This is a genomic window from Pseudomonas viridiflava, assembly GCF_900602065.1.
Lineage (GTDB): Bacteria > Pseudomonadota > Gammaproteobacteria > Pseudomonadales > Pseudomonadaceae > Aquipseudomonas.
The window spans coordinates 205,850-225,364 of record NZ_UWFN01000350.1 but is presented as its reverse complement, the minus strand read 5'-3'; the positions used below and the strand labels follow the sequence as shown (position 1 = coordinate 225,364).

At 56.7% G+C, this 19,515-nt stretch carries 18 protein-coding genes; 4 read left to right on the top strand and 14 right to left on the bottom strand.

Features of this window, described 5'->3' with window-relative positions; all coding sequences use genetic code 11:
• Positions 1–116: 116 nt before the first annotated feature.
• Genes EE949_RS28050 through EE949_RS28030 form a run of 5 tightly spaced genes read right to left on the bottom strand, consistent with a single transcriptional unit; the run spans position 117 to position 4,069 of the window.
• Positions 117–749 (bottom strand): SCO family protein, encoded by a 633-nt coding sequence (locus tag EE949_RS28050; RefSeq protein ID WP_122667260.1) that lies wholly within the window; start codon positions 747–749, stop codon positions 117–119.
• A complete protein-coding gene (gene cyoE, locus EE949_RS28045) occupies positions 746–1,642 on the bottom strand; it encodes a heme o synthase (protein WP_122667259.1) in 897 nt (298 codons plus the stop codon). The genes EE949_RS28050 and cyoE overlap by 4 nt, the downstream gene beginning before the upstream one ends.
• The gene (locus EE949_RS28040; RefSeq protein WP_122667258.1) at positions 1,639–2,745 is read right to left on the bottom strand and encodes a COX15/CtaA family protein; all 1,107 of its coding nucleotides are present in this window, start codon (positions 2,743–2,745) and stop codon (positions 1,639–1,641) included. The genes cyoE and EE949_RS28040 overlap by 4 nt, the downstream gene beginning before the upstream one ends.
• Before the next feature lie 9 nt (positions 2,746–2,754).
• On the bottom strand, positions 2,755–3,348 hold the full coding sequence (locus tag EE949_RS28035) for a hypothetical protein (protein ID WP_122667257.1): 594 nt from the start codon (positions 3,346–3,348) through the stop codon (positions 2,755–2,757).
• Complete coding sequence (locus EE949_RS28030; protein ID WP_122667256.1) at positions 3,314–4,069, bottom strand: SURF1 family protein; 756 nt, start codon at positions 4,067–4,069, stop codon at positions 3,314–3,316. Before EE949_RS28030 ends, EE949_RS28035 begins: the two co-directional genes overlap by 35 nt.
• 69 nt (positions 4,070–4,138) lie before the next feature.
• On the opposite strand from EE949_RS28030, the gene EE949_RS28025 reads away from it, so the two are divergent.
• Complete coding sequence (locus EE949_RS28025; protein WP_122667255.1) at positions 4,139–4,327, top strand: twin transmembrane helix small protein; 189 nt, start codon at positions 4,139–4,141, stop codon at positions 4,325–4,327.
• 173 nt (positions 4,328–4,500) lie between these two features.
• Here the strand turns inward: EE949_RS28025 and EE949_RS28020 are convergent, their stop codons facing one another.
• From EE949_RS28020 to coxB, 4 genes are all read right to left on the bottom strand, one after another.
• Positions 4,501–5,388: a cytochrome c oxidase subunit 3 gene (locus EE949_RS28020; RefSeq protein ID WP_122667254.1), complete on the bottom strand. Its 888-nt coding sequence runs from the start codon at positions 5,386–5,388 to the stop codon at positions 4,501–4,503.
• Positions 5,389–5,401: 13 nt separating this feature from the next.
• Entirely contained in the window at positions 5,402–5,950 is a 549-nt protein-coding gene (locus EE949_RS28015) for a cytochrome c oxidase assembly protein (protein ID WP_122667253.1), read from the bottom strand.
• Positions 5,951–6,094: 144 nt separating this feature from the next.
• On the bottom strand, positions 6,095–7,687 hold the full coding sequence (ctaD, locus tag EE949_RS28010) for a cytochrome c oxidase subunit I (RefSeq protein ID WP_122667252.1): 1,593 nt from the start codon (positions 7,685–7,687) through the stop codon (positions 6,095–6,097).
• Positions 7,688–7,838: 151 nt separating this feature from the next.
• Positions 7,839–8,963 carry a cytochrome c oxidase subunit II gene (gene coxB, locus EE949_RS28005; RefSeq protein WP_122667251.1) on the bottom strand — a complete coding sequence of 375 codons (1,125 nt, stop codon included), beginning with the start codon at positions 8,961–8,963 and terminating at the stop codon, positions 7,839–7,841.
• Between the two features lie 351 nt (positions 8,964–9,314).
• Between coxB and EE949_RS28000 the strand changes: the two genes are divergently transcribed.
• Complete coding sequence (locus tag EE949_RS28000; protein WP_122667250.1) at positions 9,315–9,959, top strand: hypothetical protein; 645 nt, start codon at positions 9,315–9,317, stop codon at positions 9,957–9,959.
• A gap of 207 nt (positions 9,960–10,166) precedes the next feature.
• On the opposite strand, the gene EE949_RS27995 is transcribed toward EE949_RS28000, so the two are convergent.
• From EE949_RS27995 to EE949_RS27980, 4 genes are all read right to left on the bottom strand, one after another.
• Positions 10,167–11,705 (bottom strand): SulP family inorganic anion transporter, encoded by a 1,539-nt coding sequence (locus EE949_RS27995; RefSeq protein WP_122667249.1) that lies wholly within the window; start codon positions 11,703–11,705, stop codon positions 10,167–10,169.
• Between the two features lie 92 nt (positions 11,706–11,797).
• Positions 11,798–12,529: a carbonic anhydrase gene (locus EE949_RS27990; RefSeq protein ID WP_122667248.1), complete on the bottom strand. Its 732-nt coding sequence runs from the start codon at positions 12,527–12,529 to the stop codon at positions 11,798–11,800.
• A 215-nt stretch (positions 12,530–12,744) separates the two neighbouring features.
• Positions 12,745–13,944 carry an aromatic amino acid transaminase gene (locus EE949_RS27985; RefSeq protein ID WP_122667247.1) on the bottom strand — a complete coding sequence of 400 codons (1,200 nt, stop codon included), beginning with the start codon at positions 13,942–13,944 and terminating at the stop codon, positions 12,745–12,747.
• Positions 13,945–14,181: 237 nt separating this feature from the next.
• Positions 14,182–14,646, bottom strand: coding sequence for an Lrp/AsnC family transcriptional regulator (locus EE949_RS27980; RefSeq protein WP_122667246.1), 465 nt, complete (start codon positions 14,644–14,646; stop codon positions 14,182–14,184).
• 214 nt (positions 14,647–14,860) lie between these two features.
• Here EE949_RS27980 and EE949_RS27975 point away from each other — a divergent pair, with 214 nt between their 5' ends.
• Positions 14,861–16,234 carry an amino acid permease gene (locus tag EE949_RS27975; RefSeq protein ID WP_122667245.1) on the top strand — a complete coding sequence of 458 codons (1,374 nt, stop codon included), beginning with the start codon at positions 14,861–14,863 and terminating at the stop codon, positions 16,232–16,234.
• Positions 16,235–16,406: 172 nt separating this feature from the next.
• On the opposite strand, the gene EE949_RS27970 is transcribed toward EE949_RS27975, so the two are convergent.
• Complete coding sequence (locus EE949_RS27970) at positions 16,407–17,465, bottom strand: PA0069 family radical SAM protein (protein WP_122667244.1); 1,059 nt, start codon at positions 17,463–17,465, stop codon at positions 16,407–16,409.
• Between the two features lie 278 nt (positions 17,466–17,743).
• Here EE949_RS27970 and EE949_RS27965 point away from each other — a divergent pair, with 278 nt between their 5' ends.
• Complete coding sequence (locus tag EE949_RS27965; protein WP_122667243.1) at positions 17,744–19,468, top strand: hypothetical protein; 1,725 nt, start codon at positions 17,744–17,746, stop codon at positions 19,466–19,468.
• The last annotated feature ends 47 nt before the right edge of the window (positions 19,469–19,515 follow it).

The following is a 19,515-nucleotide window of genomic DNA, read 5'->3' as shown; positions in this document are numbered from 1 at the left end:
TCTTCGGAAGGGAATGCATTCTCTGTAGGAGCTGCCGAAGGCTGCGAAGCATTCAGTGCTGACACTCCGCCATCGCAGCCTTCGGCAGCTCCTACAGTTCACGCGTTAGCCGCGTCTCACTCCCGCTCCAACAATCCCGGCAACTGCGCCAGCAGCTTCTGATTGTTGAACGGCGCCCGGATAAAACCGCGTTGATGACCATCAGGCCCGAGCAACGCAAGGTTGCCGCTGTGATCTACCGTGTAACCCGGTTTACTGGTATCGGCGGGAATAAACGGAATGCTCACTCCGTTGGCCAGTTTTTGGATGTCCGGCACGCTGCCGGTCAACCCCACGAAATCCTTATCGAAATAGCCCAGGTACTGCTTGAGCTGCTGCGGCGTGTCGCGATTGGGATCAACGCTGATCAACACCACCCGTAACTTGCTCAACGCCTCTTGGGGCAACTCGCTCTTGATCTGGCGCAACTGGGCGAGGGTGGTCGGGCAAATGTCCGGGCAATAGGTGTAACCGAAAAACAGCAACGTCCACTTGTCCTTGAATGCATTGACCTGCACCGGCTGACCCTCCTGATTGGTCATGGTCAGGTCGGGCAGTTTGCGACTTTGCGGCAGCAGAATGATGCCGGCATCGATTAACGCCGTCTGATCCCCCGAGCCTTTACCCGACAAAACACGGTTAACGGTCAGACCAAGAATCAAAGCGACGATGGCAACCAGGATGAAAACGGTTTTCTGAGTTCGAGTCATAGGATCAACAGTAGGTAATGGTCTGCCAGCAGCGCAACAAAAAGCGCAAACAGGTAGTAAACAGAGTACTTGAAAGTACTGATCGCGGCGTGCGGTAGCGTGCCACGGTACAGCACCCACGCCCAGAACAGGAAGCGACCACCCAACCCGAGCGCGCAGAGCAAATACAGCAAACCGCTCATGTGAATCACAAACGGCATCAGGCTGACTGCCAGCAGCATCAGCGTGTACAGCAAGATGTGCTCTTTGGTGTAGTGCTCGCCGTGAGTGACCGGCAGCATGGGAATACCCGCCTTGGCGTATTCGTCCTTGCGATGTATGGCCAGCGCCCAGAAATGCGGGGGCGTCCAGGCAAAGATGATCAGCACCAACAACATCGGCTCAGCGCTCACATGGCCGGTCACCGCCGTCCAGCCCAGCAAGGGTGGCGCAGCACCCGCCAAGCCACCGATAACGATGTTTTGCGGCGAGGCCCGCTTGAGGAAGCCGGTGTAGATCACCGCGTAGCCCAATAACGAGGCCAGGGTCAGGCACGTCGTGAGCTGATTGGTGAAAATCAGCAACAGCGCCTGTCCCGCCATCGCCAGCAACAATGCGAAGCTCAACGCCGCAGCAGGTGATACCCGGCCTTCTGCGATCGGCCGTTTATGGGTGCGGGCCATGACGGCATCGATACGTCGATCCACCACATGATTGACCACCGCCGCCGCGCCCGCGCACAAGGCAATCCCCAGATTGCCAAACAGCAACACCGGCAACGCTACACCGGCACGCGTGGCGAGAAACATACCCACCAGCGAGGTGATCAGCATCAAGACCACGACCTTGGGTTTAGTCAGTTCGAGGTAGTCGCGCCATAACGGTTGGCGGCGGACATCGGCCAGAGCGGTCATGGGCCGAATCTCTCGCCCTGTGCGGAGGGCTGGAGGGAGGCTTGCCCGTGACTTCGGTGCCTCAGTCCCAAAGGCTTGACTGAACGTGCCGGGCTCTTCGCGGGTAAACCTCGCCCAAACAGGGCTGCGCTGCTCAGCCGATAATTGATCATCACCATGCTCAACATCAGCATCGCACCGCCCGCGCTGTGGGCCAGGGCGGTAATCAGCGGCAAATGGAACAACACATTGCTGATCCCGAGGCTTATCTGCGCCGCGAGCACCGTCACCAATAGCAACGCTATGCCTGTGAGCCCTGACTTTTTCAGTTGCCACGCCAGGCTCAGCAGCGACAGCGTGACCAGCAACGCGCCGACGCGATGAGTCAGGTGGATCGCGGTGCGCGCCTCGCTGTCGAGTTTGCCGCCCAGATAATTCGGGCCAATGTGTTGAGCCAGATGAAAACCGTTGGCGAAGTCTGCCTCCGGCCACCACTGGCCCTGACAGGTGGGCACGTCGGTGCAGGCCAATGCGGCATAGTTGGCGCTGACCCAACCACCCAGCGCGATCTGTAATACAACCATCAACAAGCCGATAACGGCCAGGCGCTTAAGCTTCACAGGCAACCGTGGCGGTGTAACAAAGGCACCACTCAAACGTAGCGTCAGCAGAAACAACAGGCTCAGCGTCGCCACCCCGCCCAGCAAGTGCGCCGTCACCACGTGCGGCCAAAGCTTGAGGGTAACGGTCCACATGCCGAAGGTGGCCTGCGCAAACACCACGCCTAGCAATAACAAAGGCAGCTTCAGCGGTTGCCCCGGTTGCAGACGGTGCCGCCAGGCCTGAGCAGCCAACAGCATGATCAGTAGCGCCAGCCCTCCCGCGAAGTAGCGATGAAGCATCTCGCTCCAGCCCTTGGCGGCATGCACTGGCGCGTCGGGAAAGTGCAGCTCTGCGTGGGCCAGTTGCAGGTCATTGCCTGGCACGCTGATGAATCCATAACAGCCCGGCCAGTCCGGGCAGCCAAGCCCCGCATGGGTGAGGCGGGTATAGGCCCCCAATAAAACCACGAACAGCGCCAGCAGCGTGGCAAGCAGAGCAAGACGAAATCCGGGCCTGGTCATAGTGACCTCCTAGCCGATGTTCGATAGCTTCAGCAGTTGCCGCAGGTCCTTGAGCAAATCCTTGCCGTTAACATCAGCGCCGTAGCGCAATACGAGATTGCCATGAGGATCGACGATCCAGAGTTGAGGCACTTCAATGCCGGGCGCAGCCTTTTGATACTGCGCAAGTTCAAGCGGATAGCGCTGCAGCTGCGGATATTCCCGGCTCAGTGTGGCGTCGTAGTCAGCACTCAGCGGTTGCGCACTGGCCAGCGCGTGACTGGCACGAGAGGCATCACGCCCCAGGCCGATCTGGATTTGCCGTGCAAGAAACACCAGTTGCTGGCAATCGACGCCACAGACTCCGGGCGCGCTGACCAACAGTTGCCAACGCGACTCTTTGGCCTGAATACCCAGATCTGCGCGACTCTGACCAGTGCCGATCAATTCGCCGTGAAAGCTGCGATTGTCCGGCACCCAGAACTTGAACTTGTACATGCTGGTGGCCAGGATCATGGGCCCGATGGCCACCAGCAGCACCAACAGTAACTGCAATCGCCCCTTGCGCCGGTTCGGCGGCGGGCGCTGTTCAGACATGCTGGCTGGATTGATGGTTGTTCCCATGAGGGTCCTCCGGTCTATTCTTGTTGTTTTGCGCCTGATGCCAACCGAAATACAGATAAAGCCCGACCAGCGCCGTCGCCATGGCGAACCACTGCACGGCGTAGCCCAGATGTTTTGCCGGACTCATCGCAACGACCGGCCAATCAACGCGGTATGCACCCGGCCCTGACTCCATGCGCAGCTCCTGACGGAAACCCTCGCGCCCCAACTCCGCCCATAGCATGTCAGGCTGCACGGCTGTAATCAGTCGTGGCCAAGAGGCGCTGGCAGCGTCTGCGTGTAACTGGAAAGTGGCAGGCACCACGTAAACCCAGCCCAGCAGGCTGATCGTTTGCAGCGGGGTGGTGTAAAGCGGTGGCACGCGCCGGTCTGGCCAAGGCAACCAGCCGCGATTCACCCAGACCCAGATACCACTGGCCTCATCCTGAAACGGCTGGATCAACTCCACACCGGCTTTCCCCTCCCGGATGCTGTTATCCAGCAGCAGGCTATGCTGCGGATCAAAATGCCCGCGCATCTGCACGCGACGCCAGGCGAGGTCGGTGCTGTTCATTAACTGATCAATTTCGACAGGGGCCTCAGCCCTGCGCTCGGCGTGAGTGGCAAGCATGACGCGCTTTTCTTCACCTCGACCAAGCTGCCAGAAACCGAGAGTTACCAGCACCGGTAGCAAGATCATGACCACCAACGTAGGCAACACGCCGGGAGTGAAGTGCTTCATCGCCTGTCCCGCCAGGCGAGTCGAGCCCCACCTATACTCCATTGCATCGCCGTTGCTCCTGGAGTCGTCATGCTCAAAATAGCGATTGTTCTCATGCTGTTCGCCACGGTGATCTGCCTGTTCAGTGGCCTGTTTTTTCTAGCCAGAGACGGCGGCCATTCGACCCGTCTGCTCAAAGCCCTGACCCTGCGCGTCAGCCTGGCGGTGGTGACTCTGGCGTTGATCGCGTGGGGGTTTTACAGCGGCCAGTTGGTTTGACACAGCCCTGTTGGTGCTGCCCGTTGCCCACAACCCCGCGCGGTCTCGCGACAAAAACTGGACCTGTAGGAGCCGAGCTTGCTCGCGATGCAGATGCCGATTTTCGCAGGCTCACCGCGTTATCGTTTATCGCGAGCAAGCTCGGCTCCTACAGGTTTAATAAGGCTCCAGATCTACACCACGTAAACAAATACAAACAACCCAACCCACACCACGTCCACAAAATGCCAATACCAGCTGGCCGCTTCAAAACCGAATTGATGCTGCGCATCGAAGTGCCCGCGCAGGATGCGCATCAGCATCACGAACAGGATGATCGTACCGATGGTCACGTGGGCGCCATGAAAGCCCGTGAGCATGAAAAAGGTTGCGCCGTAGATACCCGAACCCAACGTCAGGCCCAGTTCCTGGTAGGCGTGGACGTACTCCTCGACCTGCAGCACAAGGAAGCTCAGCCCCAGTAACACAGTGATCGCCATCCATAGTTTCAGCGCGCCTCGATGGCCACGTTTCAAGGCATGGTGAGCAAGGGTGATGGTCACGCTTGAGCTGACCAGCAGGATCGTGTTGATCAGCGGCAACTTCCACGGATCAATGACGCCTTTGGGCGCGGGATAGAGTTTTGGGTCCGGGGTGTCCAGCATCGGCCAGGTGTACTGGAAGTTCGGCCACAGCATATTCGCGATACCTTTGGAGCCTTCGCCGCCCAGCCAGGGCCCGGACCAGTAGCGGATGTAAAACAGCGCGCCGAAGAACGCGATGAAGAACATCACCTCAGAAAAGATGAACCAGCTCATGCCCCAGCGGAATGAGCGATCCATTTGCGCGCTGTACAGCCCGGCGCGGCTCTCTTTGATCACCGTGCCGAACCAGCCGAACAACATGTACGCCACTAACAAGCCGCCCACGATGAAGATCCATGGCCCATGGGAGTCCGGACGTGCGGCCTTCAGGTCATTGAACCAGGTGCCAAGGCCGTACATCGTCACCAACAGCCCGACGGTGGCAATAATCGGCCATTTGCTTTGTGCCGGAACGTAGTAGTGCTCGTGGATGGCCATCAAGCTCTCCTCGCTAGCCCCCGCTTTTCGGCACGGGGGGTTTGCTGGCGGTAACGTTGAACAGGGTGTAACCCAGCGTCATGTTTTTCACGTCCTTGGGCAGGTCACGGTCGACGATAAAGCGCACCGGCATCTCGATGCGCTCGCCCGGCTGCAGGACTTGCTGCGTGAAGCAGAAGCATTCGGTCTTGTGGAAGTACACCGCCGCTGAACCCGGTGAAATGCTCGGCACCGCCTGAGCAGTCATGGGCCGGTCCGTCGGGTTCTGGGCGACAAACAACATCTCGTTGACGGCACCGGGATGTACTTCCAGCTGATCAGCTTTGGGATAGAAACCCCAGACCATGTCCACAGCATTGGTCGACAGAAACTGCACACGCACCTGCCGGCTCTCGTCGACCATTTGCGAGCCCTGGTAGGCATCACCCGTCTTGCCATTGATACCGAATGCTTTGCACATCACGTCGTAAAGCGGCACCAGTGCAAAGCCGAAGGCGAACATCACCACGACGACCAGCAGGAGACGAGTTATCAGCTTTTTCTGAGAGCGAGCTTCATTCATGCCAACGCACCCTCGACTTGGAATGCGGCCCTGTGGGAGCGGTGCTTGCCCGCGATGCAGATGCCACATTTCGCAGGCTCACCGCGTTATCGTTTATCGCGGGCAAGCCCGGCTCCCACAGGGTCAGCACCAAGGTACGCATATTCATTTCACCTCCGGCGGCGTGGTGAAGGTGTGATACGGCGCAGGCGAGGGGATGCTCCACTCCAGGCCTTCGGCGCCATCCCAAGGTTTTGCCGGTGCCGGTGCGCCGCCGCGAATAGTCTTGATCACGATGAACAGAAAGAATATCTGCGTCGCGCCAAAGGTAAATGCACCTATCGATGACACCATATTGAAGTCGGCAAATTGCAGGTTGTAGTCCGGCACTCGTCGCGGCATGCCCGCCAGACCCACGAAGTGCATGGGAAAGAACGCCATGTTCATGCCCACAAAGGATAGCCAGAAATGCAGCTTGCCCAGGGTTTCGTCGTACATGTGCCCGGTCCACTTCGGCAGCCAATAATAGGCCGAGGCAAAAATGCCGAAGATCGCACCGGGTACCAGAACGTAATGGAAATGGGCGACCACAAAATAAGTATCCTGATACTGAAAGTCAGCGGGGGCGATGGCCAGCATCAGCCCGGAAAAACCACCAATGCTGAACAGGATCACAAACGCCACAGCAAACAGCATCGGTGTTTCGAACGTCAGCGAGCCTTGCCACATGGTGCTGACCCAATTGAACACCTTCACCCCCGTTGGCACCGCAATCAGCATAGTGGCGTACATGAAGAACAGCTCGCCCACCAACGGGATGCCCACGACAAACATATGGTGCGCCCAGACCATGAACGACAGGAAGGCGATGCTCGCCGTCGCGTAGACCATCGAGGTGTAGCCAAACAGCGGCTTGCGCGAAAAAGCCGGAATGATTGAACTGACCGCGCCGAACGCCGGCAGGATCATGATGTACACCTCCGGATGGCCGAAGAACCAGAACACATGCTGGAACAGCACCGGATCACCACCGCCCGCAGCATTGAAGAAGCTGGTGCCGAAGTGGATGTCCATCAGCATCATCGTGACGCAACCAGCCAGCACCGGCATGACTGCAATGAGCAGGAACGCAGTGATCAACCAGGTCCACACAAACAAGGGCATCTTCATCAGGGTCATGCCGGGCGCGCGTAGATTGAGGATAGTCGCGACCACGTTGATTGCCCCCATGATCGAGCTGATCCCCATCATGTGAATGGCGAAGATAAAAAACGTGACGCTTTCAGGCGCATAGGTCGTGGATAAAGGCGCGTAGAACGTCCAGCCGAAATTGGGACCACCACCGGGGGTGAACAGGGTCGAAATCAATAGGCCGAATGCGGCAGGCAGCAGCCAGAAACTGAAGTTGTTCATGCGCGGCAGGGCCATGTCCGGCGCGCCGATCATTAACGGGATCATCCAGTTGGCCAGCCCGACAAAAGCGGGCATCACCGCACCAAAGACCATAATCAGGCCGTGCATGGTGGTCATCTGATTAAAAAACGCGGGCTCAACGATTTGCAGGCCCGGCTGAAACAACTCGGCACGGATCACCATCGCAAAGGAGCCGCCCAGCAGGAACATGGTGAAGCTGAACCACAGGTACAGCGTGCCGATGTCCTTGTGGTTAGTGGTCAGTAACCAACGCATCAGGCCTTTGGCGGGGCCGTGTGCCACGTCATGGCCCGAGGCGCCATGATCGTCGATGACGGTGCTCATGGCTTATCTCCTGCGGTGTTTCCTGATGACACAGGTTTTGTGGGAGCGGTGCTTGCCCGCGATGAAGCCGACGCGGTCCATAAAAGAACCGCGGCGCTTGTATCGCGGGCAAGCACCGCTCCCACAGGATTACCTCCAGCCATGAAAACTTTCATTTCTGCGCCTCTTTCAGCGCCAGCACATCTTTGGGCGTAATCATGTCGTTGGTGTTGTTGCCCCAGGCGTGGCGCTCGTAGGTGATCACCGCCGCGATATCGACTTCCGATAGCTGCTTGCCGAACGCAGCCATTGCCGTACCGGCTTTGCCGTTGAACACGATATTGAGGTGCGCTTCTTTGGGGCCAGTGGCGATTTTCGAGCCCTTGAGCGCCGGGAACAGCGGCGGCAGGCCTTGGCCCTCCGGCTGGTGACAGGCCACGCAAGTGGTGTGATAAACCTTGTCACCCCGCGCAACCAGTTCTTCCAGGGTCCACTCCTTGCTGGTCAGTTCCTTGAGCCTGGCGCTCTCCTCCTTGCGACCGGCCAGCCAGGTGTCGTAATCGGCCTTGCTCCGGGCCTCAACCACAATCGGCATGAAGCCGTGGTCCTTGCCGCATAACTCCGTGCATTGCCCACGATAAATTCCCGGCTTGTCGATGCGGGTCCAGGCCTCATTGACGAAGCCTGGAATAGCGTCACGCTTGACCGCAAAGGCCGGCACCCACCAGGAATGGATCACGTCTGCACCGGTCACCAGAAAACGGATTTTCAGCCCGACCGGGACCACCAGCGGCTGGTCCACCTCCAGCAGATAGTGTTCGCCCTTCTCATCGCGGTTGTGAATCTGCTCAGTGGTAGTCGCCAGATTGCTGAAGAATTCGACGTCCTGGCCCAGGTATTTGTAATGCCACTTCCACTGATATCCCGTGACCTGGATATCCAGATCCGACTCGGTGTTGTCGTACATTTCGATAAGGGTCTTGGTCGCAGGAATAGCCATCGCCACCAGAATCAGCAAAGGCACGAGGGTCCAGAGGATTTCCACGGTGGTATGTTCGTGAAAGTGCGCAGCAACCTGACCGGTAGAGCGCCGGTGAACGATCATTGACCAGAACATCGCGCCGAACACCACGACGCCGATCACCACACAGATCCAGAAAATGATCATGTGCAGATCAAATACCGCATGACTGACCTGTGTTGCTCCAGGCGCCATATTCGTCGTCCAGGCACCGTGTGCCTGATCGAATACCGAACACAACAGGAGCAACATCCAGACGCGTGGATGTCGCCTCATTGCGAGCTTCCCCATTGTTCTTATTCCGCAGGTCAAAACCTGCGTTTGGGGAGTGGGCTGCCACTTCAGTTACACCGAGCCGCACAGGCGACCATCAGCCAACTTCCGTCAGAACCGAGTATAGACAGGCACCCGATGCGTGCAACGCGCTGGCAAAATCCGGAAAATGGTCTACACAGATGCGCAGCCTCGACAAATAAAGAGGCAATAATGGCGTAAATGGCGTTTTTAATAGCCAATGCACATATATGTGAATTTGTTATGACAAATACGTCTTAGCCTTTCGCTCAAGCAGGCTAACGTATGGTCTCCCCCTTTCCGTACCTGGTTTTTCCGCCTTCAGGAGCGTTCATGAACACCGCCGCTTTGCGCGAGCAGATCCAACGTGCCCACCAGCACGAGGCCGAGACTGGCCAATTATTGCGTCAACTTGAAACCCAGTTACCGCACCTGCACCCAGCCATCCATTTACCGGAAGTTGATGCACGCGGCGTGCTGACGCGCTTCGTCACCGCCTACATTGATCTTGTGCCGGACTTGCTGGACGCCGCCCATCAGGTCGCGGTTGAAGCCGGCATTGAAGGACAGGTCAAACCTGTGTTGAAAATCGCCGAGCATTTCTTCACGACGCCTCCTGCGATCATGGACGGACATGAGGGACTTGATAGCCTGCTGGATGAGGCCTATCTGGCGCATCGGCTGGTTGAGGAAGTGAATGACTTGTACATCAAGCATTTCGCACGTCCGCTGATCCCGTCCAACACCGTGGTGGCCAGCGTCATCGCCCACCAGTTGATTGGCGAGTCGTTCGCCAACCAGCTGGACGAAGCAGTGCATCACGCGGTCGATCAGTTGCTTGACGAAGAAAGCTTCGAGCTGGAGTCCGTGGAAGCCTACCGCGACCGCCTGAACAGCCCGGACACCGAAGCCGCCTGGAAGCGCTGGCCATGCCTGTCACGGCAGTTGGGGCTTGGTCTGGATCTGGATCGGGGTTAAAAAGAGCGCTGAGTTGCCACGACGTCCATGGCAAACATAGGACCTGTAGGAGCGAGCTTGCTCGCGATAGCGTTTTGTCAGGCGATTTCATTTGATAGGTAAATCGCTATCGCGAGCAAGCTCGCTCCTACAGAAATGGTTCTAATTCAATGGTATGTATGCTGTTTGATGAGAGCCAGCGTGTGGCCCCCATCAATGCTCACAACCTCAAGCCTGCGACGCCGCCGATCCAATCCCGGTGGTGGTCGTCAACCGGCCTTCCAGCCTGCGTTTCAACCCACGAGACTCAATGCTCAGACGCGAACCCTGAGCAGCGTTGGCACGCCCCCATTCCTCCAGCAACTCCAGGCAGGAATGGTCGATGTAACTCAGATTGCTCAACGGCACATAGACCGTGCTGCCCGCCGGAATAGTCTCCAGCACTTTAGTCAGCGCCGGTACTTTCAAGAAGGTGGCCGAGCCGACCATGCGCAGTTCAAACTCGCCTTCAGTTTCCATCGGCACGAGGTTGATCTTCAATCGTGCAGCTTGCAGCGCCAGCTTGACCAGGGTCAGACCGAAACCAACCAACACACCGGTCAGCAAATCCGTGAAGATGATCGCCGCAGCGGTTGCCGCGTAGGTGAACATAGGCATCCGGCCATAACGGCCCAGGCCACGAAACGCCTTGAGGTCGACCAGTTTGCAACCGGTGTACACCAACACACCCGCCAGACTCGCCACCGGAATGCTTTGCAGCACGCTGGACAGCAGCAATACGAACGCCAGCAACCACAAGCCGTGGAACATGGCGGACATACGTGTTTTGGCACCCGCCTGAACGTTGGCCGAACTGCGCACGATCACACCCGTCATTGGCAATGCGCCCACCAGACCGCACAGGACGTTACCCACGCCTTGAGCGCTGAGCTCTTTATCGAAGTCTGAGCGTTGACCGTCATGCATACGGTCTACCGCAGCCGCCGACAGCAAGGTTTCGGCGCTGGCGATAAAGGCGACCGCGAAGGCAGCGATCAGAATCGCCGGATCAGCGAGGTTCATCAGATCAGCAGGGCGCAGCCAGTCGATGGCTTCAGCCAGGTTATCCGGCACTTCCACACGCTTGACCTGCATCGCCAAAGCGATACTGGCAAACGTCGCCAGGCCAACACCCAACAACGCGCCCGGCACGAAGCGCAGCGACTGAGGACGAAACTTGTCCCACACCCACATCACCAGAATCGTACCCAGACCGAGAGCACCGGCCTGCATGCCGCTGCCCGGGCCGATCGCCTGAATCAGGGTAGAAGGGAAGGCAACGAGGTTATCCAGACCGGACGGTTTGGGCCCGCCATCAAACATGACGTGCGCCTGGGACAACACGATCAGCACGCCGATACCGGCAAGCATGCCGTAGACCACCGCTGGCGCCGTCACCCGGAACCAGCAGCCGAGCTTGAAACGCCCGGCAAGAATCTGCAGCACACCCGCCAGCAGCAGGATCGGGCCGAGCATGGCCATACCGTGCTCACGGACCACCTCGAAGACTAATACCGCAAGACCTGCAGCCGGGCCGCTGACTTGCAGCGGCGAACCTGCCAACCAACCCACCACCAAGCCGCCGATGATGCCGGTGATCAGTCCTTTGGCCGGGGGCATACCGGAAGCGATAGCGATCCCCATGCACAGGGGCAATGCAACCAGAAACACTACTACGGAAGCGAGCAGTTCTCTGGGCAAAACGGATTTCAATTGAGCTAGGCCCATGATGACTCTCCGGGATTCTTCAGACGTGACGACGCCTCACGGCGCGCCATGAGCGCACCGTCAGGTGTCTGAACGAGGTGAAAGTCGCGTTTTTAGTAGCGAGACTTCGGCGTGGCCTTTGGCGTCGGATGATCGCCATCCAGAGCCAGGAAACGACCTTGCTCTGCGTCGTAGGCTTTGATGCCGCACGTTTCGATGTCGTAAACCCAGCCATGGATGAACAACTCACCGCTGGCCATTTTCGACGCTACCGATGGGTGGGTACGCAAATGTTGCAGCTGCGCGATGACGTTCTCTTCGGTGAGCACGTGCATCGTTTCTTTTTCGCCGGTGCAGTGGCAGTTGTCTTCAACTACAGTGCGAGCGACCTCGGCATGGCGCAGCCAGGCTTTGACCGTCGGCATTTTTTCCAGCGTATGCGGGTTGAGGACAGCGCGCATGGCACCGCAGTCGGAATGGCCGCAAACGATGATGTGATGAACGCCCAATGCCATGACGGCATATTCGATTGCGGTGGAGACACCGCCGTTCATGGGGCCGTATGGAGGGACTACGTTACCGACGTTACGCGTCACGAACAGGTCGCCAGGCGAGCTGTTGGTGATGAGCTCCGGCACAATCCGGGAGTCGGCACAGGTAATGAACATGGCACGCGGCTGCTGGGCCGTTGCGAGTTTCTTGAACAGCTCTTCCTGTTCGGGAAAGACTTCTGAACGAAAACGTTTGAAGCCTTCAACAATGTGAGCCAGCGCTACGTCGGAAGTTTCGGCCTCAGGCTTAACGTCTACCGACGTAGCTGAAACCTGCTTATCCATGTCACTCATGTCTAATCCTCTTTGACGGATTGATGTGGATTTTGTGCTGCAACCCTAACTACAGGCATCGCGTCCAAATCCATTTGCCCGCGCCCAACGGGGTGATGCAGATTTACAGGCTAACCGTCAAAACTTAACTGAAACTGAATGTAGCGCTCTGGATCAAGGGTTACAGCCCAACGGCACTAGTGGCGTTTGAATGGCCTGCAACCCTGATTTTCCCGTTATCCTTCGCAAACGCTACTGAAAGCTTCGACGACCTTCGGCAGATTCTGCTCGTTCAAACCAGCCATGCAAACCCGACCACTGCTGATCAGATAAACGGCGTGCTCGTTTCTCAGTCGGTCAACCTGTGCACTGCTAAAACCTGTGTAACTGAACATGCCACTTTGCGTGAGGATATAGCCGAAGTCACGTTGTGGCATTTTTTCCTTGAGAGCGGCTACCAGTTTTACCCGCATGTCGATGATCCGCAGGCGCATCGCTTCGACTTCAGCCAGCCATTGGTTGCGCAGCGTTGCGTCGTTAAGCACGGCCGAAACCACTAGCGCACCGTGTTTCGGCGGGCTGGAATAGTTGCGGCGCACGGTAGCCTTGAGCTGGCCCAGGACTTTATCGGCCATCGCCGCGTCAGGGCAGACGATAGACAAGCCGCCAACCCGCTCGCCGTACAACGAGAAGATTTTCGAGAACGAGTTACTGACCAGAACCGTCAGCCCGGCATCAGCCATAGCCCGAATCGCATAAGCGTCTGCACTCATGCCAGCACCGAAGCCTTGATAGGCGGTGTCCAGGAAAGGAATCAGCTTGCGCGCGTCAATCAGTTCGATGAGCTGATCCCACTGCGCCGTGGTCAGGTCCGCACCTGTCGGGTTATGGCAGCAAGGGTGCAGCAGCACGATGCTGTGCGCTGGCAACTCCTGCAGAGCGGCAAACATGCCGTCGAAATTCACGCCACCGGTTGCGGCATTGAAATAGGGATAGGTATTGACCTTGAAGCCTGCCCCGCCGAACAACGCGTGGTGGTTCTCCCACGTCGGGTCACTGACCCACACCTGAGAGTCCGGGTAGGCCGACTTGAGAAAGTCCGCACCTACTTTTAAAGCACCCGAGCCGCCAACCGTCTGGATCGTTGCGATGCGCCCCGCCAGCAACGCCGGATGCTGCTCGCCGAACAGCAATGCCTGGACGCCCTGGCGATAAGAGGCGAGGCCTTCCATAGGCAGATAAACACAAGGAGGCTGCTGGCCTTCAAGCAATTGGCGCTCGGCTTCTACAGCGGCGGCCAGACGCGGGATTCGCCCTTGCTCGTCGTAGTAAAGCCCGATACTGAGATTGACTTTATCTGCGTTGGGATCTTTCTGATAAGCATCCATCAACGACAGAATCGGATCACCGGCATAGGACTCAACGTGGGCAAACATGAAAGACAACTCCTGAAGTAAAGGGCAAGGGCATAACTCGGGCGCGACATAGCAAGGTAAGCGAGCATCTGGGGAATAATGCAAAAGCTCACACAACAAGCGCGCATCCTACACAAAGTATAATGATCGCGCATTTATACCTCTGTAAATGCACGAATCACGCAAAATAAAACAAAAAACGCGCCACCCGTGCACATAAGTTCAAAAAAGTTAATCAACACCGTGGGGCGGCTCGCCTCAAGCGGTGCCGATATTGTTTTCCTTCAGGCGCTCCAGCACCACTGAAGTTTTAAGGTGCGAAACGCAGTTGGTCGCAGAGATTCGCGCCATCAATTGGTTCAAACTGGCAAGGTCAGCCACGGCTGTCTTCAGGTTGTAGTCCGCATCACCGGTAGTCTTGTAAGCGTCGATGATTGCAGCCTCACTGGCAATAAACCCCTGAAAGCCTTCCGAGTGTTCCGGACGATGGCTGATCAACTTGACCTCGACCATCGCCACCACCTCCAGGTTCATGGCCTGCGGGGCCAGCCGCGCATGGTAGCCGAGGATCAACTGCGCCTGCTCCAGACCGATCCGACGCCGCGAGCACTGCGATGCGGACAACCCGATCAGGTCACTGAGCTCCTGATTGGTCAGGCGGCCGTTAGCCTGCAAGAGGGTCAGGATCTTCAAATCAAAATCGTCGATCTCGTTGACTTTCATGGCTGTGTAATCCGTCGGAATTCAAAGGCTTCGGACGCAAAGCCTAACAGTTTCTGCTTGACGCTTGGCCAATGCCGGGTAGCCTGCGTCATCCTTTTGCAGCACATGAAAAATCCGACTGCTGGTGCGTGGCATCTGTTTTGCAAAAAGCTGAGCATAACCAGCGATTGGCGGCTTATCTCCAGTCGGTATCCTTACCTGGGTCAGGACCTTTATGAACGAACAAAAATCTGCCGCTCACCTGCATCGCGGGCTCAAGAATCGGCACATCCAGCTGATCGCTCTCGGCGGCGCTATCGGCACCGGACTGTTCCTGGGCATTGCACACACCATCAACATGGCCGGCCCTTCGGTGATCCTCGGTTACGCGATCGCTGGCATGATCGCGTTTTTCATCATGCGCCAGCTGGGTGAAATGGTTGTGGAAGAGCCTGTCGCAGGCACCTTCAGCCACTTTGCCAATCGTTACTGGGGTCGCTTTGCGGGCTTCATGTCCGGCTGGAACTACTGGGTGCTCTACGTCTTGGTGGGCATGGCCGAACTGACTGCCGTGGGCCAGTACGTGCAGTATTGGTGGCCTGAAACGCCGACCTGGGTCTCTGCCGCCATCTTCTTCGTGGCCATCAACCTGATCAACCTGACCAGCGTAAAGATCTTCGGCGAGATGGAGTTCTGGTTCTCCATGATCAAGATCGTCGCGATCATCAGCATGATCGTGTTCGGTGCATGGCTGCTGGCCAGCGGCACCGGCGGACCTGATGCAAGCGTCGCTAACCTGTGGCAATACGGCGGCTTCTTCCCGAACGGTATCAGCGGACTGGTGATGGCCATGGCTTTCATCATGTTCTCGTTCGGTGGCCTGGAGCTGGTCGGCATTACGGCAGCCGAGGCTGAAAACCCTAAAACCAGCATTCCCAAGGCAACCAATCAGGTGATCTACCGCATCCTGATTTTCTACGTCGGCGCGCTGGCCATCCTGCTCTCTCTTTACCCTTGGCAGAAGGTCGTTACCGGCGGCAGCCCGTTTGTGCTGATCTTTCACGCACTGGACAGCAATCTGGTCGCCACGATCCTCAACGTTGTGGTGCTGACGGCAGCACTGTCGGTCTATAACAGCTGCGTTTACAGCAATAGCCGCATGCTGTTCGGTCTGGCCATGCAGGGCAATGCGCCCAAGGCCCTGCTCAAAGTGAACCGTCGCGGCGTTCCATTGCTGGCGTTGGGCGTATCGGCCACTGCTACCGGTCTGTGTGTGCTGATCAACTATGTGATGCCCGGCAAAGCCTTCGAACTACTGATGGCGTTGGTGGTGTCCGCACTGGTGCTGAACTGGGTGATCATCAGCATCACCCACCTGAAATTCCGCAAGGCCAAGCGCGAAGCCGGCGAAGTCACGGAGTACCAAAGCTGGGGCTACCCGCTGACCAACTACGTGTGCCTGGTGTTCCTGCTGGGCATTCTGGCGATCATGTACTTCACGCCGGGCATTTCGCTGTCGGTATTCCTGCTCCCGGCGTGGCTGGTTGTTCTGGGAGTGGCTTACCGGATCAAGATGCGTAAGGCGAAAGCCTTGGCAGCAAGGGCCTGAATTGAAATTAAATTAAGACCGGATCCTGTGGGACCGAATTTATTCGGGAAAGCGGTATTTCAGGCGATGCATAGGCTGTGGATGTACCGGCCTCTTCGCGAATGAATTCGCTCCCACGAGGACTGTATTTGCAGGCCAACATAGAACCTTTCACAAGAGTCTGCGACAACAGCTACAACAACGACATCTGCCCACCCGGTGGGCAGAATGCCTCGCAATCCAGATCGAAGCTCTCCCGCTGGTTAAGCCCCAGACGCTTGATCGCCATGCGATAGCGCTGGGCCAACAGATCAGCAAACGGACCTTCGCCACGCATTCGCACACCGAATCGGCTGTCGTAAACCTCTCCGCCACGCACCTGCCTGACCAGGCTCATCACGTGTTCCGCCCGTTGCGGGTAGTGCGCGTGTAGCCATTCCTCGAACAACGGCGCGACTTCCAGCGGCAGGCGCAACATCACGTAGCTGGCACTCAATGCCCCGGCAGCCTTGGCTTCGCTGAGCATGGCTTCCAGTTCCATGTCGTTGATCATCGGGATGATCGGCGCGCACAACACACCTACCGGAATGCCGGCATCACGTAGCACCCGAATCGCTCGCAGCCTCGCTTTGGGCGCGGCGGCACGGGGTTCAAGTATGCGTTTTAGTTCGTCATCCAGCGTCGTCAGGCTGATGAACACGGAGATCAGGTTATGTTTCGCCAACTCGGCGAGCAGGTCCAGGTCACGCAAAATCAACGAACCTTTGGTAATGATCGTCACCGGATGGCGATAACGCAGCAACACTTCGAGAACGGCGCGAGTGATTTTGTACTCGCGCTCGATGGGCTGATACGGATCGGTATTAGCCCCTAAGGTAATCGGCGCGCAGCGATAACCCGGTTTCGACAACTGTTGTTCGAGCACAGCAGCGGCGTTGGTTTTAGCAATCAGCTTCGTTTCGAAATCCAGGCCTGGCGACATGTCCCAATAGGCATGGCTAGGCCGCGCATAGCAGTAAATACAACCGTGCTCACAACCGCGATACGGGTTGATCGAGCGATCGAAGGGAATGTCAGGGGAGGTGTTGCGGGTGATGATGCTTTTGGCCGTCTCGCTGGTGACCTGCGTGCCTTGGGTCAACGGCACTTCCTGATACCAGCCGTCGTCCTCAGCCAGTGAACGGGTGGGCGCGAAGCGATTATGCGGGTTGCTGGCCGTGCCCCGGCCGCGAGGCGGGAAAATCAGTGACATGAGACCCCCTTTATACTGTCTATACATACAGTATTACAATTTTCCCGGGCCCGCCACCTTGAGACTTAGCCATGACACGACAGCCGATCAGCGGCTTCCCGGGTCCTGGCTCAAGGGGAATACTTCCAGTGATCTCACTAACCGAGCACTAATATGGCGTAACAACCCACCGCTTTTATTACATGGGAAAATCAACTATTACTTCGCACCTAGTTGCACTAGCAACAAGAAATAACACTCACCAGGATGGTGAGCGGAAAATGAAAAGGAATTCAAACGTGAAAATCATTAATAAATTACATACCCTTCTGGGGCTATCGTTACTCTCGTTAACGATTACAAGCTCGCAGGTCAGTGCCAATGCCAATGCCAATGCCATCGCTATTCCCAATTCCAATGGCATCGTTATCCCCACGCCCATCGGCAATATCATTATCAATCCCGACAGGACTAAGCCATTCGATCAGAATTACTGGGTGACCACCCACAACGCTTACGAAAAGATCAATCAGAATCTGGCTGAAATGCCCCGTCAGCTCCGAGATGGCGTGAGAGGGTTTATGCTAGACCTTTATGTTGATAACAAGCAGCGGGGCGCCAATCGAATCAAAGTATGTCATAAAGGAGAACCGGCCTGTTATGGTCCATGGGCCAATCAGCTCAAAAATGAATTCATCCCGTTCCTCAGAAACAATCCCTCGGAGGTCGTGACTTTATTTCTCGAAACCTATGTAGGAGAAGCGGATCTCCAGCAGGTATTCGATGCACTACCGGAACTTGCGACCTACTCGTTCAACCCGAAAAATTTTACAACGCCGGGCTGGCCAACGATGAGAGCAATGGCACAGAACAACAATCGCCTGATTCTGCTGACAGACAAGCGCGAGGTCGCACGTGACTACACCGTCAACGGCAGGACTGTCACAGTCCTTTTTGATCAGGACTGGATCGTCCAAAATCACTGGAGTACATTGGGGGCCGCGGCCAGCAACATTGAGAGAGCGCACAACTGGTCTTGTCCAACACGCTGGAACAGCTTGCCTCTCGCCACCCAAAAAGTTGCCGAGCGTACAGGGAAGCAATGGAGTCGTCTTTTCCTGATGAATCAATTCCACACAGCGACTTCTACAACCTTGGACTCTGGCGCTTACGATAATAATCTGACCTATCTGATGCGCCGTACGGCTAACTGTGGCGTGAAGCCGCATTTTATCGGTATCAACAATTACCAGAACGGCGATACGCTCAACTATACAAGGACGCTCACAGAGGGAGGCATCTATCTGTGGGAGGGAAATAATGCAGACAAGAAACAGGACACCGTCTGCGCGATTCCTGCCGGTCACAAAACATTGAAGTTCCCAACACAAGGCTGTGAAAACGACGAAGCACGGTCAATGTCGATTTCGGGCATGAAGGCAGGTACACGAATCACGGTGTACGACAATCCGGATGCGCACCGATACGATGATTACGCCATTATCGATATAAAAAGAGATATCGGCTTTAACGAAGATATCGTTATCGGATCATTCGAGAGAACACAGGATAACAACAGCTATCAAATAGTGTACGTGCGCAATAATGGCTTGGATGGCAAAATCTCTCGTTTGGAAATCAGTAATACGCCCACTGATTTTTCAGATGCGGCCATCGCCATGCATGAGGGAAATAGCGCGACCCAGAATCTGGACTGCACGGTACCGTTTAACTCAGTTCACCGTTTTCGCATGAGCAGTGGCCGCTTCGGCTGCTCAAATGATGAAATTCGCTCCGCGACAATCATCAAAGCCAAAGCAGGTACAAGCTTTTTTGTACGAGGTCACCCCGATGGCAACGACACCCAGGGCAAGGCGGAAATCATCATCAAGCGCGATATTCGTTGGCCTGTCGTTGTAGGCAGTTTTGATCGCAACTTTGAGAACGCCGACTTCCAGATTATAAAGCGTGGCAAAGGTGTGGACGGATTGATCTCGCACGGCGTCTTCAACGGAGCGCAATAACCAAACGCTACGCCGCAAATATAAAAAAGGGTTCGCTCCAACCGAGC

Excerpts from the sequence above, each read along its gene's own strand:
- EE949_RS27970 (WP_122667244.1), bottom strand. The coding sequence starts at position 17,465 with ATGTCACTGATTTTCCCGCCTCGCGGCCGGGGCACGGCCAGCAACCCG.
- EE949_RS27995 (WP_122667249.1), bottom strand. The coding sequence starts at position 11,705 with ATGGGCCTAGCTCAATTGAAATCCGTTTTGCCCAGAGAACTGCTCGCT.
- EE949_RS27975 (WP_122667245.1), top strand. The coding sequence starts at position 14,861 with ATGAACGAACAAAAATCTGCCGCTCACCTGCATCGCGGGCTCAAGAAT.
- EE949_RS28040 (WP_122667258.1), bottom strand. The coding sequence starts at position 2,745 with ATGACCAGGCCCGGATTTCGTCTTGCTCTGCTTGCCACGCTGCTGGCG.
- EE949_RS28035 (WP_122667257.1), bottom strand. The coding sequence starts at position 3,348 with ATGGGAACAACCATCAATCCAGCCAGCATGTCTGAACAGCGCCCGCCG.
- ctaD (WP_122667252.1), bottom strand. The coding sequence starts at position 7,687 with ATGAGCACCGTCATCGACGATCATGGCGCCTCGGGCCATGACGTGGCA.
- coxB (WP_122667251.1), bottom strand. The coding sequence starts at position 8,963 with ATGAGGCGACATCCACGCGTCTGGATGTTGCTCCTGTTGTGTTCGGTA.
- cyoE (WP_122667259.1), bottom strand. The coding sequence starts at position 1,642 with ATGACCGCTCTGGCCGATGTCCGCCGCCAACCGTTATGGCGCGACTAC.
- EE949_RS27980 (WP_122667246.1), bottom strand. The coding sequence starts at position 14,646 with ATGAAAGTCAACGAGATCGACGATTTTGATTTGAAGATCCTGACCCTC.
- EE949_RS27985 (WP_122667247.1), bottom strand. The coding sequence starts at position 13,944 with ATGTTTGCCCACGTTGAGTCCTATGCCGGTGATCCGATTCTGTCGTTG.
- EE949_RS28025 (WP_122667255.1), top strand. The coding sequence starts at position 4,139 with ATGCTCAAAATAGCGATTGTTCTCATGCTGTTCGCCACGGTGATCTGC.
- EE949_RS28050 (WP_122667260.1), bottom strand. The coding sequence starts at position 749 with ATGACTCGAACTCAGAAAACCGTTTTCATCCTGGTTGCCATCGTCGCT.
- EE949_RS28020 (WP_122667254.1), bottom strand. The coding sequence starts at position 5,388 with ATGGCCATCCACGAGCACTACTACGTTCCGGCACAAAGCAAATGGCCG.
- EE949_RS27990 (WP_122667248.1), bottom strand. The coding sequence starts at position 12,529 with ATGAGTGACATGGATAAGCAGGTTTCAGCTACGTCGGTAGACGTTAAG.
- EE949_RS28030 (WP_122667256.1), bottom strand. The coding sequence starts at position 4,069 with ATGAAGCACTTCACTCCCGGCGTGTTGCCTACGTTGGTGGTCATGATC.
- EE949_RS28000 (WP_122667250.1), top strand. The coding sequence starts at position 9,315 with ATGAACACCGCCGCTTTGCGCGAGCAGATCCAACGTGCCCACCAGCAC.
- EE949_RS28015 (WP_122667253.1), bottom strand. The coding sequence starts at position 5,950 with ATGAATGAAGCTCGCTCTCAGAAAAAGCTGATAACTCGTCTCCTGCTG.